Raw genomic sequence first — 15,637 nt, 5'->3', positions numbered from 1 at the left:
AAAAGGCTGCAAAGATAAGGAAAAAAAAGTGTGGAATGTGTAAAAGGAAAAGCCGGCACATTTATGCCGGCTTTTCTTTATAACATTTATCTAGCCTCTTCCGCTTCTGGATGATCTTGAAGAGGAGTTATTTTCTCTTCCGCCGCCCCCATTTCCTCGGCTTTCAGATCCTCTGGAAGGCCTGCTTTGCTCAACCCTTTCAGATCTTTGAGGTTGAGGCTGAGGTCTGGTCTGTTCTTGCCTAGGTTGTTCTTGTCTAGGCTGAGGTCTTTCTTGCCTAGGTTGTTGAACCGGCTCTTGCCTAGGCTGCGCTTCTTGTCTAGGTTGCGACTGAATCCTTTCTTGTCTTGGCTGTTGAACCGGCTCCTGTCTTTGTTGCTGAGGTTGAGCTTCCTGTCTCGGTTGAGCCTGATTCTCTCTTGTGGAACGAGCAGGTCTTTGAGAAGGAGAAGTGTTTTCTTGCTGTACTCTTTCAGGACGGCTGTTTACTCTTGTGCCCTCATTTGTTCTGTTGGCAGTTGGTTGGCTACCATCTCTTGATACCCTACCATTAGTTACTCTTCCATCAACATTACTTCTATCATTGCTGCTGCGGTCAGTTCTAGGACTTGCATACCCTTCGCCACGAACCGGATTTCTTGGAGCTACATTTCCGGCATTAGTTTCTCTGCTACTTCTGCCATTTGGCCTGTAGATTTCAACTTTGTTTCCGCTAATACTACTTCTGCCGGGTCTGCTGCTTCTATCTATGTTATAAACAGGAACTGCCTGTCTGGTCGAGCGTCTGATGTCATCTGCCCTTGGGCCAGTATAATAATTACGGCTGTTTCTTGAATAAACATTATTGATGATAGTTGTATTGTGAATGATAGTTACGTTTCTACGCGAATAGTAACGTGGGAAGTTGCTATAATAGATATTTCTTTGAGGAACAAATACCCACCAAAGATCCGGAATATTGATGTTAACATTAATATTCATGCCAGGACCCATAGGAGCCCATCCATAATAGCCGCCACCGCTTCTCCAGCTTACCCATGCCGGACCCCATACGGTATCGGGAATCCATACCCATTGGCTGTAGCGGTTATAAACCCATCTTCCATAATGGAAAGGAGCCCATCCCCAGTCGTAATCAGAAACCCATGTGTTACCATATTCTGTCATAACCCATCGGCCATTCGAATAATACGGTCTGAAGTCTGCTTGTTCTACATCTGGTCGCCAAACATAGCCATATTGAGAATCCTGAATCCAAGTGCCATAAGGCGATAATTCGTCGTAAAAAGATTGCAAGGAGATATCCTCGTCTTGTGCCATAACCCGCTGTGCGGTCCCGGTTAAGAGGAGCATAAGCCCCAGCACAATAGCCGGTAATTTGATGATGTTTTTCATAGTGTGTGTGTTTAAATTTACCTAACGATCTTTATCTATCAATTTGAGTTCCAAATAATCTAAAAAGTTTAATCTGTTTAAGAAATATTACATTACGATTATGAGGTATGGCGTAATTTTATTGGTTTAAGTATTATTTAGGCCAATGTATAATCGGTTTTCCATTTAAACAAATTACGAAAAATAATTTGCAAGCGGCTATATTCAGATGGAAGATTACCCTTTGCTTATAATATTTACTTCACCAAATGCGCTTTCCAGCAAATTATTTTCTTCTTTTGTAAGCAAAACAAAATCTATGACAAAAGGCACCTTATTTCTTATTCCAGTACCTCTGGCAGAAAACGCAGCCCATAAATCTTTTACAAGCTTTCTTGTAGATACCATCAATTCCATAAATACCTACATTGTTGAAAATGAGAAAACAGCGCGTAAGTTTTTGAAGGAAGCTGGAATAAAAGTACCTCAGAGTGATCTTGTAATTCATGATTATGGTAAACATAAACGCAACGACTCCTTTGTCCCATATTTTAAGGAACTAATGACAGGGAAAGACGTTGGTTTAATGAGCGAAGCCGGGTGTCCTGGTGTTGCAGATCCGGGAGCTGATATAGTTGCAGAAGCACATAAAAGAGGTATTAAAGTAGTTCCTCTTGTTGGTCCAAGTTCTATTTTACTGGCATTAATGGCCTCTGGCTTTAACGGACAAAGTTTTACTTTCCATGGCTATTTACCAATTGATAAAGTAGAAAGAGGGAAGAAAATTAAAGAACTGGAACAATTAGCAGATAAAAATAAACAGACCCAAATTTTTATAGAGACGCCTTTCAGGAATAATCATTTATTTGAAGATGTATTAAAGAGTTGCCAACCGCAAACATTACTTAGTGTTGCCAGCAATATTACATCAGATGAAGAATACATTAAAACAATGCCAATTGCATTGTGGAGGAAAGAACGAATAGATTTACATAAAAAGCCTACAATCTTTTTGCTGTACCGTCAGGTTTAACGATACATATTTTTGCTTTCTATAAAAGCAAGAACATTGTCGGGGGTAAAATATTGAACATTTTTGCCCTCTTTAATCCCCTTGCGAATAAAAGTAGATGAAATATCCATCTGTGGAGTTTCAGTAATAACAATTGAAGGGTGATTTTCCCATTCACCAATATCTATACCAGGTCTGGGATATACATATATCTGATAGTTCTTTAAAAGAACCTCGTAATTTTTCCATTTTTTAAGGGAAACCAAATTATCTGCTCCCATTATTAATACAAATTCTTTCCCAGGATACTTTTCCTGTAAATAAGTCAACGTATCAATGGTATAAGAAGGTTGCGGAAGGGCAAATTCGATGTCGCTAACCCTGATTTTTTCTGAGTTTTCGGTCGCTAGCTTGGCCATCTCCAATCGGTCATACATATTAGTCAGACCGTTTTTATTCTTCAGTGGGTTATGAGGCGAAACCACTAACCAAACTTCCTTTAGCCCCGTAAAGCTTGCCATATAATTAGCAATTACCAGATGTCCGGTATGTATGGGGTTAAATGAACCAAAGAATAACCCTGTTTTCATGATTTAGCTATTGATAAAATCTCCAACAAGTTTTTCAGCTTCGGCACATGCGGTATCTAATTCGTAGTTTTTTAAGATAACATCAAATTTATCTGCATAGCCAAGCTCTTTTTCAGCCTTTATAAAACGTTCCTGTAGTTTTTCGGCGCTATCAGTACCCCGGCCGCTCAAACGTTCTTTTAGCACTTGTAAAGAAGGCGGTTGAACAAAGATAGCTAAGGCATCATCTTCATACTTGCGCTTTAGGCGCAATCCACCCTCTACATCAATGTCAAATATCACATGTTTGCCATCATTCCAGATGCGTTCAATTTCAGACCTTAAAGTGCCATAAAAAGTACCGTTATAAACTTCTTCAAATTCTACAAATTCCTGATGAGCAACTTTGTGCAGAAAATCTTCTTTAGAGATAAAATAATAATCCTTGTCATTTCTCTCATCTCCACGTAACTGGCGTGTTGTTGCAGAGATAGAAAAACTTAGTGAAGGAAATTTTTTAAGTAAGTGTTTTACAATTGTTGTTTTTCCGGCTCCCGATGGTGCAGAAAATATGATAAGTTTACCTTGTTTCATTTTTGTGTTGTCGTTTTTCAGCCAATGGCTTACAAAACATTTAATAGTTGTTCCTTTATTTTTTCGAGCTCTTCCTTCATACCCACAACCAACTGCTGTATTTGCGCATCGTTAGCCTTTGCACCCATGGTATTGATCTCTCTACCTATTTCCTGAGAAATAAAACCAAGTTTTTTCCCATTTGCATCTTTGCTTTTTAAGGTTTCAATAAAGTAATCACAATGACTTCTTAGGCGAATCTTTTCTTCGGTAATATCAAGTTTATCAATATAATAGATTAACTCTTGCTCTAAACGGTTCTGATCTACGTTTATCTTTCCCACATTATCTTCAAGAAACTGATTTAATCTGCTTCTGATCTGAGGAATTCTAAGCGGTTCCAAAACTTCAATTTCGGAAAAGAACTGAAGAATATTTTTAATCCTCAATTCAAGATCAGTCTTTAAAACAACACCCTCGGCAAGTCTGAATTGATTAAAACTTTCAAGGGCCTTAATAAACGTATTGTTTAAAATGTCCCAGTCATTTTCATTAACATCTTCGTCAGAATAACTGATTACCTCAGGGAAATTAAGAACCGCCTGTAAAAGGTTGTTAGAATTGGCCCCTAACTGGATATTGATTTCTTCAAGCTGTTTGTAATACTTGCTCAATAAGGCAGCATTAATAGTTGCACCTTTTAAGTTTTCTTCACTACGTTCTATGTTTATAGAAACGCTTACTTTTCCACGTTCAATTTCTTTGCTGCAGATATTACGCAGCAATAACTCCTTATCCGAGAAAGCCCTGGGTAGTTTTAAATTCAGTTCCAGGAACTTACTGTTTAAAGATTTTATCTCTACTGCAAACTTTACGTTTTCGTGGTCAGTAGAGGCCAGGCCATACCCTGTCATTGATTTTATCATGTGCAAAGATATAATTTATTGCCTTTTCAAACTCATTTAACTTTTTTTAACTTAGTTCATTGGCAAACAATGGTTAAGTTTACAAAAAATATTCGTTAGATGATAAGGCCTGGTTATTTAAATATTTTAGTATTCCTATTGTTCTTTATGACATCCATATCCTCTGTTTCAGCTCAGCAAGAGTTTGTTCTTAAGGGAGCAGTAATGGAAAAAGGAGCCTCTACACGTGTTGCAGCCGCACAAATTATAAATAAAAGAACAGGATTATCAGTTTTAAGCAGCGACTTTGGTTTGTTCCAGATCAGAGCCGTACAGGGCGATACGCTTTTAGTAATTAAAATTGAATATTCGGATGCCGAGGCTGTTGTGCCTGCGGGTAAAGACCTCATTGTTTATTTAGATAGGGGAAGAACGCTTAGAGAGGTTAACATTACGGGGCAAAGCAAAAAACAGGAATTGAACGATATAAAGAGGGATTTTAAAAATAAAGGCTCATTCTATCAGGGAAAGCCTCCACTTTTGTCATTTCTTTTTAAACCGCTTACTGCTGTTTATGAATTGTTAGGCCGGACGCCAAAAAATGCAAGAAGATTTGGACGTTATTATGAAACGGAGATGCAACAGTCTTTAATCGATGGATTCTTTAATGAAGTTATCATTCAGAACAATACCGATTTAAAAGGAGAAGCATTGGAAAAATACATGCTTGATTATAGACCAGAATACGAGAAAGCCAAAAACTGGACAGAATACGACGCGGTCAAATACATAAAAGAGTCTTATAAATCGTATACAGACACCTTAAAAAAATAAGCTAAAATTCTAAATAGAAAGGGCCTCGCAGGCTTTTTCTGCCGCAAGCTTTTCGGCATTCTTTTTATTGTAATCCCTGCCCGTACCGAAGCTTTCACCCTCAATAACTGCCTGTATTGTAAATAACTTTGTGCTTTCGCCTTCGCTATTTTGAACCATATCAAAAGATATATCTTTTCCATGACGCTGGCACCATTCAATCAATTTACTCTTGAAATTAGTTTCAGTGAGCTCCAGGGTGTGAATATCGATGTACGGTTTCACTATTCTTTTAAGTAGGAAGTCTTTGGTGAAATTATAGCCTTTATCAAGATACACGGCGCCTACAAGCGCTTCAAATGCATCTCCCAACATAGAATGATGTTTGGTTTGGATATTTACAGCTTTTTGATCAAAAACGATCAATTGATCAAAGCCCATTTTTCTGGCAAGCTGATTAAGGTTGGCACGATTCACAATTTTTGAACGCATTTCCGTTAAAAAGCCTTCTTCTTTATAAGGATAGCTTTTAAACAGTAATTCGGCAATTACAGAGCCTAAAATAGCATCGCCTAGAAATTCTAAACGTTCATTACTACTCCTACTACCGTTTTTTAGGATTTTTGCCACAGACCTATGCCTGAACGCCATTTTATACAAAACAGTATTTCCAGGCACAAAGCCTAAAATGTTGTTCAACTTTTTTATAAAGTCTTTATCGGATGATAGATAAAGCTTATACAGGTCAAATAATGGCATTAATTATTGCAAAATTAAAGGAGGCTAACAATAGCCTCCGCAAAGTGCTTTTTATTCTTCGTATTTTTTAAAAATCACAGAAGCATTGTGACCTCCGAAGCCAAAAGTATTACTTAAAGCGGCGCGGATAGGTCTCTTTTGTGCCACATTAAATGTGAAATTTAATTTCGGATCAAACGCAGGGTCATCAGTAAAGTGATTAATAGTAGGAGGTACTATGTCATTTTTTACTGCAAGGATAGATGCAATTGCTTCTATGGCACCTGCAGCACCTAATAAATGTCCTGTCATAGATTTTGTAGAGCTGATGTTTAATTTATAAGCATCTTCTCCAAATAAATCAACGATAGCTTTAGTCTCAGAAATGTCTCCCAAAGGAGTTGAGGTTCCATGAACATTAATGTAATCAATATCCGCAGTAGTTAAACCAGCATCTTTAAGCGCGTTTGTCATTACCATTTTTGCGCCTAGTCCTTGCGGATGTGGAGCTGTAATATGGTTAGCATCTGCACTCATTCCACCCCCAACTAATTCGGCATAGATCTTAGCACCTCTTTTCTTAGCATGTTCCAGTTCTTCCAAAATAATGGTTCCTGCACCTTCGCCGGCAACAAAGCCATCCCGGTCTTTATCAAACGGTCTTGAAGCTGTTTGAGGATCATCATTTCTGGTCGATAAGGCATGCATTGCATTAAAACCACCAATACCTGCTTCGTTAATGATTGCCTCAGATCCACCGCTAATCACGATATCGCACATATTCAAACGAATATAATTGTACGCATCGATCATTGCATTTGTAGATGAAGCACATGCAGAAACTGTAGCAAAATTAGGCCCCCTAAGTCCATATTTTATAGAAATATGGCCAGGAACAATGTCAATTATTACTTTCGGAATAAAGAACGGATTCATGCGCGGAGTACCATCGCCTAAAAAGAAGTTCTTCATTTCATCCTGAAATGTTTTAAAGCCGCCAATGCCTGAGCCCCAAATTACGCCAACACGGTTGGTGTCGATTTGTGAAAAATCGAAATTACCATCCTTTACAGCTTCATCTGTGGCTACTAAAGCATATTGAACAAATGGATCTAGCTTGCGCGCTTCCTTTTTGTCCAAAAAATCTTCTGGATTGAAGTTTTTAAGCTCACATGCAAATTTGGTTTTGAACTTTGAGGTGTCAAAACCTGTAATGGGGCCAGCGCCACTCACCCCATTTAACAGGCCATCCCAGAATTCCGGGATTGTACTGCCAATAGGAGTGAGCGCACCCAACCCTGTAACTACTACTCTTTTTACTTCCATTTATACGGATTATACGGAGACCGTATTTTACTTAACGTTTTTTTCTAAGTAAGCAATTGCTTGACCAACTGTACCAATGGTCTCAGCCTGATCATCAGGGATTGCTACATTGAATTCTTTTTCAAACTCCATAATAAGTTCTACTGTATCTAAAGAATCCGCACCTAAATCGTTAGTGAAAGAAGCCTCTGGTGTAACTTCGCTTTCATCCACACCTAATTTTTCAACGATAATAGCCTTAACTCTTGAAGCAATATCAGACATAATGTTATAATTTAATGGTTAAATAATTCAGTGCAAAGAAAAATAAATTCTTACACATTTCAAATGTTTTTATTTCTCTATCAATTTTAATGTTTTTATTTCGAACATTAAAGTAAAATTAGTTTTATAATTTCGTAATCCCGTAAATATACTGCGTTTTGAACAAAACTTATTTAAAACTATCATTAGACCTCGATTTTGTACTAATTGCCATTACTGCATCGCTAAAGGATTATATGCTTTGTCATAAAGTAAATACTAGTCTTAATTTTAATTTTGAAAAGGTTGAGGATCACGAGGTTTACTTTAATATTGATGAAGACCCATTACCGTTTTCAAAGTATTATTTTTACGTTGAACAAGGTGAAATTGAATATTATATCCTTAACAACCGAAATGCCGAAGGGTTTTTAATTCCTGAAATGAATAAAGTAGATTTTTTTATGATTATTCATCAGTACATTGATAAAGAAGATCTTAATTTTATAATCAACGGATTGAATAAACTACCTGATATTCAGGTAGCTGCGCAGATAGATCCGCGCAAATTGAAGTCGAGGGAAAATTTGATAATGTAAATTTTATATTGTAGGTGTATTAAATACACTATATTTGAACTTACATTATCAGACAAATAACATTAATAATCAGACGAGCATGGGTTTTTTATGTGAAAAATCATCGATTTGCGCGTCAATAATAAATTTAAGTAACTAAATGAAACCATTTCATTCCAGAACAAAAATTGTGGCCACCCTGGGCCCTGCTTCAGCTAAACCGGAAGTTTTATACAGTATGTTTAACGCCGGATTAGACGTTTGCCGTTTAAATTTTTCTCACGGTTCTCAGGCAGATCATCAGGAAGTATTGGATACCATTCGTAATATCAATGAAAAATACAATTATAATGTAGGTATCCTTGCCGATTTACAAGGGCCTAAAATTAGGATTGGTATGGTTAAGGATGGTGGTATCAACTTAGTTAATGGAAACCGTACCATCATTACTACGCAAGAATGCATAGGAAATGAAGAACGGATTTACATCACTTACGATACTTTTCCAAAAGATGTAAAAGCTGGCGAAATCATCCTTTTAGATGATGGTAAGCTGCAAATGCGTGTTATCGAAACTAACCTTAAAGACGAAGTTCTTTGCGAAATAGTTCACGGTGGTATTCTTACCTCAAGAAAAGGTGTGAATTTACCTAATACAAAAGTTTCTATTCCTTCTCTTACAGTTGAAGACAGAAAAAACCTTGAGTTTGTTCTCGAAAACGATGTAGAATGGATTGGACTTTCATTTGTTCGTAATGCTGAAGACATTATTGAATTAAAAGACATCATCAAGCAAAGAGGTAAAACTGCCCGTGTAATCGCTAAAATCGAAAAACCCGAGGCAATCGCTAATATCGATGAAATCATTGCTGTTTCTGATGGTATCATGGTTGCCCGTGGTGACCTGGGAGTTGAAATGCCAATGGAAGAAGTTCCTTTGTTACAAAAAATGATTGTACAAAAGTGCAGAGCTGCTTCGAAACCGGTAATTATTGCTACCCAAATGTTGGAAAGTATGATTACTACACCTAGGCCAACCCGTGCTGAGGTTAATGATGTTGCTAACTCTGTTCTTGATGGTGCTGATGCAGTAATGCTAAGTGGCGAGACCTCAGTAGGTGAGTTTCCGCTTATCGTTATTGAGACTATGCAGAAGATCATTCAGAATATCGAAACTAATAACTATCCATTCCACCCTGAAAAGTTCCTTAAACCAAAATCTGAGAGCTTTTTAAGCGATGCAGTTTGCGATACTGCTTGTTTCCTGTCTAAGCAAACAAACGCAGTTGGTATCGTTTCTATGACCGTGAGCGGATATACTGCATTTGAAATTTCAAGCCACAGACCTAAGGCATTAACTTATATCTTTACCAGTAACAGATCTCTATTAAATACTTTGAGCCTTTTATGGGGTGTTCAAGGTTTTTATTACGATAAATTTGAAAGTACTGATGAGACCATTCAAGATGTAAACAGCCTGCTTAAGGAATACAAAATGGTTAAAAAAGGAGACGTGATTATTAACACTGCTGCTATTCCAATGGAACAGAAAGGCAAAACAAATATGTTAAAAATCACTGTTATTGATTAATATTCAGTAACAGGAAAAAAAATACTACTTTTGCAATCCTGAAAAAAGGAGAGTTGTCCGAGTGGTTGAAGGAGCACGCCTGGAAAGTGTGTATACCTCAAAAGGGTATCGAGAGTTCGAATCTCTCACTCTCCGCAAGATGCAAATGAATTTTTAAACTCATAGGGTTGTTCGATGTCGAGCAGCCCTATTTGCTTTAATTTATACCTGGTTCGGCAAATGATATCTATAAAACAAACCCAGGCTATAAATAGTCCATATTTCAATAGCCACTCCTTTCTTGCCTGATAGGTTTGTTACTTGATACAGGATCAAAAAATATTCCGTTCAATACTGCATTATCGCCCCTAACCATATTGATCCTGAATTTCACGGATTTATTGTAAGCAAACTTCAGGTAGGTTCCACCGATGGAATTTTCAACTATTTTTACCGGGGCGATTAGGTTTGATGTTGCTGCGTCGAACATCTCCACCGAAATTTTTCTGCGCTTTTTATCCCAGTCGACAAAGTAGAGCGATACCTGATGGTTTTTTACGCCTTTGATGTCAATGGTACAGGTGAAAGTGTACCCGATCTGATCAGCGTCTGCACTGTAGAGACAGGAGGCAGTTCTGGGTGTTCCGTTTCCTGCATCTGGAGCTAACGCCTGCTGGTCATTGGTCTTAGGTTCCCATACTGTATTGAGCGGTTCGCCGTTACCCTTGACTTTGTAATAAGAAACAGCGGAAACATAGCTGGGAAGCGCTCTTTTATCGACTCCAGCTCCATTATAATTGCAAAGGACATAGCCGTCTTTTCCAAAGATCTTACCCCAATTTCCGCTCGTGGTTGTATCCATACCCATGAACTTTGCAGGATATTGTTCAATAGGTTCAGGATATTTTGGTGTGTTACCTAAATAGGTTGTGACAATTTTATATGTGCCATGGCGTACACCGGTAAAGTACAAAAAATGCGTATCCTCTCTCGCAGCGGAAACGCCCGATACTGAATGATATTTCCCATCCCAGGCCAATTTGCCATTGATCGTGATGCGACTAATTTTTTTTTCAGCTTTTGGAATGCCAATTCTTCCGATGCTGCCGGCAGGGGTGGATATGACAGATAGCCCAGTTAAAATATCAAAATTTGCGCTGATATCGCCGAGTGGGGTTGGAGTTCTTCCTGAGACATCTGTCAACGTTCGGCCAAGGTGGGGTAGTATGTCAAATGTAGTAAAGCCGGGAGCAGTCGGCTTTATGCCGAGCACTTCTTCGCTAAGCCATTTTGTAACTCCTGCACCCCATGGGTGGCAAAGGCTGGTAAAACCACACTGGTTGTTGGGCACCGGACCATTGGTACTGATTACTGAGTTCCATGATGGACGGTAGTCTTCAAAAAATGTGGTGCCCCCGTATCTTAACTGACCTCCCCAAAGATCACGTATGGAACTTAAAGCCTCGTCATATTTATTCATCCTCGCAAATGCCTGGATAACAAAATATTGATTGAACGGAGAATACGAAACCCGATTTACCCTGTCAGTAAAATTTCTATTATATATCGCTTTTTTTTCTTTATCGTTCAAAAGATTGGTTGTAATGGCATCTGCTCCGGCATGGAGACCAAAGGAATGATACCATTCATGAGTTTTCTTCAATTCAAGGATTTTTTCAGTTGCATATCCACGATATTTTTCCTGAAGATCTTTGCGTCCACACGTAGCCATGGCTTCGGAAAATTCATTCCATGCGCGTATGGAAAGCATTTTGTAGGCATTTTGTGGCTCGGGAAGATTGGGGTGCTCAAATCCTGATCCCAAACGTTCATCCCAGCCGAAAAACTCCAGATTTGGATCGGTTCCGTAAACCTTGTAGGCATCATCCAGTTTTGCACACACGTTGGCAATATAATTGTTCAATGTTTCGGTATCACCAGTATACCTATAATAATCTATCAGGCTCAGAACCCAGTAAAGCGCATAACTCCTGATGCCGTTACTCTGAGTAGAAGTATATTCAATATTCTTCTTGATAAAGTCGAAATTCCCGAAGGCAACCATAGAAGCTGCCTGAGCAGGATGCGCATCCCCTGTCCAGGAAAATCTATCGCCGCGATTCATTAAAATCGCGCCCAGATAATCCTTAAGTAGGTTTAGCTTTACCGTGTATGCACCCGTATACCATATGCGTGTAAGTGTTGTGTCACTACATGAGAAACGTCCCTTATAGTTAACCGGTTTGGTTTGACAAATAAGTCGTACTGAGGTAATTCTCCAGGTTTTTGAGAATGACCGGACATGTATCCAGCCAAATCTTACTCCTTCATATAATTCAGGATTCAATTCAAGCCGATAGGTATTTCCATACTTTTTTGGACGAGCAGTCTTTGTTGGGTAATTTGCTGGGTAATCAGGTGTTTCATTGTATTCACTAATGCTCATTTCTACACTCCCAATTTGGTCTGGGCTGTCAAATTCTAACCAACCGGCATTGTTCTGTCCGAAATCAAAACGAATATCGCCCTCGCCGTTTACTATGATGCTATGATTCAGTTTGAAATCGGACATATTAAAGTTCCTGGTATTAGAGACTGTCCAACTTTTTGGAGACAACTGATAAGTTTCCATACCGTCACTTGCCTTTGGATCACTCCAGGTATAGTCGATTATCGGATCCGGTGAAAAAAGGTTTGGAGTACCATTTTTTTCTGCTGTTATCGACGGGTAATCTTTGCCTTGTGCAATTGCCGAACAGTTGCTCCCTAAAAAGTTTATCAATAAAACGAATGCTATTATGGCTTTATCAGGATTATATTTCAGATAGTTTCTCCAAACAAGGTTAAATTGTTTACATATCATAAGTAAATCGATTCAATGTTTATAATTGGTTGAGCACAAAAATATAGGTCCATGACAAATCCTTACTGTTCAAAAGTTGTTATTATTTGCATTTTTTGATATTATTGTTTTTCGACATCTTCGCTTCGATAAGAATATCTGTTCCTCTAACTTGTTTGTTTCACCTGAACTTATATATATATCATGGGGCTGTTACCATTGGGGATATTATGAATGAACGTGCCCGCGAATTGTATTGGGAAGAATGGAGGAATGTTAAACTGATTCGGGTGTCGCTTTACCTGGCTCGCAGTGGCAAGCCTGATGAATGGGACAATACCTAAGTTTGGATAACTTTGACTGGCCGATTCCTTATGCAGAAATTACCGCTAATAATAAAGGGAGACTGAGTCAGAATTTTTGTTAATTGATTTATTTGATTTCCTTGCCAATGTCAGCGTTCCACGCATCAAAATACTTTTGAGCATCTGAATGAAACGGAATTAGCGCATGATGTTCGATAATACGTTTCCTTAAGCCCCACCAGGTTATGCGTTGAATCTTTAATATGTATATGATACCAACGGCATTATGTGCTGTACTTGGATCTGGTTCATACGACAATAGTATGTGTTTGGCCATAGAGCGTTAATTTATATTTGTTTAGTATGTCTAACGAATAGACTTATCCCAATTACAAAGGTATAAAAATCTGTAATTTGTCAACACGAGAAAATTTACTCTAATGTAATATTTTAACCTCAATTTAAATAGTGCTCCTACGGTCGCAAAACTAAACTTTTATACATAAATATAACAAAGCGGCTAATGAACAACCTATAATAGGCCCGATTACTGGTATCCATGCATAATTCCAGTTATTTCCACCTTTACCTGCAACCGGAAGCACGGCGTGCATAATTCGAGGGCCAAGGTCTCTCGCCGGATTAATGGCATATCCTGTTGTACCACCAAGAGATAATCCGATAACCCAAACCAGGAAGGTTACTGGCAAGGCACCAACGGAACCTAAACCAATTGGAGATTTATCTGCACCTAATGACGCATCTGTAAAGTGAAATATCACAAAAATCAGCACAAAAGTGCCTATTATTTCACTAATCAAATTTGAAATGGTATTTGGTATAGCTGGTGCTGTACAAAAAGTAGCCTGTTTTGCTCCTTTGTCTGCGGTTCCTCTGTAAAAATCTTTAAATAAAAGCCAGACCAGAAAGGATCCCAGCATCGCGCCTATAAATTGAGCCGCAATATAGGTCGGGGCATCTGCCCAGTTAAATTTTCCTGCAATAGCCAAACCAATTGTTACAGCTGGATTAAGGTGAGCTCCGCTGTATGGGCCGGCAATAACTACGCCTACAAATACGGCAAGTGCCCAGGCTGTGGTAATTACCATCCAGCCACCATTGTTTCCTTTAGTTCCGGTTAGAACCACATTGGCAACAACACCGTTGCCCAATAAAATCATAAACATAGTGCCGAGGATTTCGGCTGAAAATGCAGACATGCTGATAAGATTTAAATATGTTACTAGTTTGGTTAATTTTCAGCGTACGCTTTTGCTGCCTTTACAGCCCTATTCCATCCTTTAATACGCTCTTCTATATTTTTCGCTTCTCCGGCTTTAAAGCTCTTATCTATTTTCCACTGACCGCTAATGTCGTCCATGTTGTTCCAGTAGCCAACAGCCAAGCCAGCCAGATATGCCGCTCCCAAGGCGGTAACCTCTGTTACCTGGGGTCTGATTACTGTTGTTTCAAGCACGTCAGCCTGAAATTGCATAAGTATGTCGTTGGCAGTTGCACCCCCATCTACTCTTAGCTCTTTAATTCTAAGTCCTGAATCTGCTTCCATAGCCTTTAACACCTCCATTGTTTGGAAAGCGATACTTTCAATGGCTGCTCTGGCAAGGTGAGATGCATTCGTGCCTCTGGTAATTCCGGTAATGGTACCTCTGGCATCCTGATTCCAATGTGGAGCCCCAAGACCTGCGAAGGCAGGAACAAGGTATACACCACCTGTGTCTGCTTCCCTTAAAGCCAGTTCTTCTACATCGGCTGATGTGGCAATTAAGCCTAGCCCATCTCTTAGCCACTGTACAACTGCTCCCCCTATAAATATGCTTCCTTCTAATGCGTATTGTACTTTTCCGTTTATTTTCCAGGCAATGGTAGTTACGAGGTTGTTTTGCGATACTATAGGTTTATCTCCAATATTCATCAACATAAAGCATCCGGTTCCATAAGTGTTTTTAACCATACCTACTTCTGTGCACATTTGACCAAAAAGAGCAGCTTGTTGGTCGCCAGCTATCCCTGCAATAGGTATTTTGGCTGCAAGTACATTGCCTGTGGTTTCTCCATAGACTTCGCTTGATGATTTTACTTCGGGAAGGATGTTGCGTGGTATATTAAAAAGATCAAGCAATTCCTGATCCCAGTCAAGGGTGTGGATGTTATAAATCATTGTCCTTGATGCGTTGGTCACATCAGTAACATGCACCCTGCCATCAGTTAGTTTCCATATCAGCCATGAATCTATGGTTCCAAAGGCGATATCTCCGGCTTCAGCTTTTTCTCTTGCTCCGGGAACATTTTCCAGTATCCATCTGATTTTTGTGGCCGAGAAATAGGCATCTATAATAAGCCCTGTTTTTTCCTGTACGCTTTTGGCCAGGCCTTGCGCTTTTAACTCATCACAGTAGGCAGACGTGCGTCTGTCTTGCCATACAATAGCGTTGTGTAGTGGTTCTCCGGTTTTTCTATCCCATAATACCGTTGTTTCTCGCTGATTAGTGATGCCTATGGCAGCGATGTCGTTAGGCGTTATACTGGCTTTTATGATCGCTTCAGTTGCTACAGCAACCTGGCTAGACCAAATTTCTGTAGCATTATGCTCTACCCATCCTGGTTGAGGATATATTTGCTTAAACTCTCTCTGTGCAATTGAAATAATGCTTCCTTCTTTATCAAAAACAATTGCCCTCGAACTTGTAGTTCCCTGATCTAAGGATAGAATATACTTGCTCATACTTTATATTTGGAATAATGTGTAATAAAACGTAAGTATAAGAAAT

15 protein-coding genes and 1 tRNA gene are annotated in these 15,637 nt (G+C 38.9%); 5 read left to right on the top strand and 11 right to left on the bottom strand.

The genetic code is table 11. The annotated features are described in order from the left end of the window. Nucleotides 1-90: 90 nt before the first annotated feature. On the bottom strand, nt 91-1,395 hold the full coding sequence (locus HQN86_RS17805) for a DUF6600 domain-containing protein (protein ID WP_172662249.1): 1,305 nt from the start codon (nt 1,393-1,395) through the stop codon (nt 91-93). Nucleotides 1,396-1,693: 298 nt separating this feature from the next. On the opposite strand from HQN86_RS17805, the gene HQN86_RS17800 reads away from it, so the two are divergent. Beyond that, the gene (locus HQN86_RS17800) at nt 1,694-2,407 is read left to right on the top strand and encodes an SAM-dependent methyltransferase (RefSeq protein ID WP_172662248.1); all 714 of its coding nucleotides are present in this window, start codon (nt 1,694-1,696) and stop codon (nt 2,405-2,407) included. Here HQN86_RS17800 and nadD read toward each other — a convergent pair. From nadD to HQN86_RS17785, 3 genes are read right to left on the bottom strand one after another with little or no spacing between them, the layout of a single operon-like run. Continuing rightward, nucleotides 2,404-2,976 carry a nicotinate (nicotinamide) nucleotide adenylyltransferase gene (gene nadD, locus HQN86_RS17795; protein ID WP_172662247.1) on the bottom strand — a complete coding sequence of 191 codons (573 nt, stop codon included), beginning with the start codon at nt 2,974-2,976 and terminating at the stop codon, nt 2,404-2,406. The genes HQN86_RS17800 and nadD overlap by 4 nt on opposite strands. Before the next feature lie 3 nt (nt 2,977-2,979). Continuing rightward, the gene (gmk, locus tag HQN86_RS17790; RefSeq protein WP_172662246.1) at nt 2,980-3,549 is read right to left on the bottom strand and encodes a guanylate kinase; all 570 of its coding nucleotides are present in this window, start codon (nt 3,547-3,549) and stop codon (nt 2,980-2,982) included. Between the two features lie 29 nt (nt 3,550-3,578). Continuing rightward, nucleotides 3,579-4,442 carry a YicC/YloC family endoribonuclease gene (locus tag HQN86_RS17785; RefSeq protein WP_172662430.1) on the bottom strand — a complete coding sequence of 288 codons (864 nt, stop codon included), beginning with the start codon at nt 4,440-4,442 and terminating at the stop codon, nt 3,579-3,581. A gap of 159 nt (nt 4,443-4,601) precedes the next feature. Here HQN86_RS17785 and HQN86_RS17780 point away from each other — a divergent pair, with 159 nt between their 5' ends. Continuing rightward, the gene (locus HQN86_RS17780; RefSeq protein WP_246269683.1) at nt 4,602-5,267 is read left to right on the top strand and encodes a hypothetical protein; all 666 of its coding nucleotides are present in this window, start codon (nt 4,602-4,604) and stop codon (nt 5,265-5,267) included. 9 nt (nt 5,268-5,276) lie between these two features. Here HQN86_RS17780 and rnc read toward each other — a convergent pair whose 3' ends face one another. Genes rnc through HQN86_RS17765 form a run of 3 tightly spaced genes read right to left on the bottom strand, consistent with a single transcriptional unit; the run spans nt 5,277 to nt 7,574 of the window. Next, the gene (gene rnc, locus HQN86_RS17775) at nt 5,277-6,005 is read right to left on the bottom strand and encodes a ribonuclease III (RefSeq protein ID WP_172662244.1); all 729 of its coding nucleotides are present in this window, start codon (nt 6,003-6,005) and stop codon (nt 5,277-5,279) included. A gap of 51 nt (nt 6,006-6,056) precedes the next feature. Then, on the bottom strand, nt 6,057-7,310 hold the full coding sequence (fabF, locus tag HQN86_RS17770) for a beta-ketoacyl-ACP synthase II (protein ID WP_048908233.1): 1,254 nt from the start codon (nt 7,308-7,310) through the stop codon (nt 6,057-6,059). Between the two features lie 27 nt (nt 7,311-7,337). Next, nucleotides 7,338-7,574 carry an acyl carrier protein gene (locus HQN86_RS17765; RefSeq protein WP_008508386.1) on the bottom strand — a complete coding sequence of 79 codons (237 nt, stop codon included), beginning with the start codon at nt 7,572-7,574 and terminating at the stop codon, nt 7,338-7,340. A 158-nt stretch (nt 7,575-7,732) separates the two neighbouring features. Here HQN86_RS17765 and HQN86_RS17760 point away from each other — a divergent pair, with 158 nt between their 5' ends. From HQN86_RS17760 to HQN86_RS17750, 3 genes are all read left to right on the top strand, one after another. Beyond that, complete coding sequence (locus HQN86_RS17760; RefSeq protein ID WP_048908234.1) at nt 7,733-8,152, top strand: IPExxxVDY family protein; 420 nt, start codon at nt 7,733-7,735, stop codon at nt 8,150-8,152. A 139-nt stretch (nt 8,153-8,291) separates the two neighbouring features. Continuing rightward, nucleotides 8,292-9,722, top strand: coding sequence for a pyruvate kinase (pyk, locus tag HQN86_RS17755; RefSeq protein ID WP_172662243.1), 1,431 nt, complete (start codon nt 8,292-8,294; stop codon nt 9,720-9,722). Between the two features lie 47 nt (nt 9,723-9,769). Then, nucleotides 9,770-9,857, top strand: a tRNA-Ser gene (locus HQN86_RS17750). 127 nt (nt 9,858-9,984) lie between these two features. Here the strand turns inward: HQN86_RS17750 and HQN86_RS17745 are convergent. From HQN86_RS17745 to glpK, 4 genes are all read right to left on the bottom strand, one after another. Next, entirely contained in the window at nt 9,985-12,564 is a 2,580-nt protein-coding gene (locus HQN86_RS17745) for a hypothetical protein (protein WP_172662242.1), read from the bottom strand. Between the two features lie 411 nt (nt 12,565-12,975). Beyond that, nucleotides 12,976-13,185 carry a hypothetical protein gene (locus tag HQN86_RS17735; RefSeq protein WP_172662241.1) on the bottom strand — a complete coding sequence of 70 codons (210 nt, stop codon included), beginning with the start codon at nt 13,183-13,185 and terminating at the stop codon, nt 12,976-12,978. Between the two features lie 151 nt (nt 13,186-13,336). Then, nucleotides 13,337-14,068 carry an MIP/aquaporin family protein gene (locus tag HQN86_RS17730; protein WP_172662240.1) on the bottom strand — a complete coding sequence of 244 codons (732 nt, stop codon included), beginning with the start codon at nt 14,066-14,068 and terminating at the stop codon, nt 13,337-13,339. 32 nt (nt 14,069-14,100) lie between these two features. Then, entirely contained in the window at nt 14,101-15,591 is a 1,491-nt protein-coding gene (glpK, locus tag HQN86_RS17725; protein ID WP_172662239.1) for a glycerol kinase GlpK, read from the bottom strand. Nucleotides 15,592-15,637: the final 46 nt, after the last annotated feature.

Origin of the sequence: Pedobacter panaciterrae, assembly GCF_013204795.1 — a bacterium.
Lineage (GTDB): Bacteria > Bacteroidota > Bacteroidia > Sphingobacteriales > Sphingobacteriaceae > Pedobacter > Pedobacter panaciterrae.
Note: the sequence above shows the minus strand (reverse complement) of the source record. Positions and strands in the feature narration are given on the sequence as shown.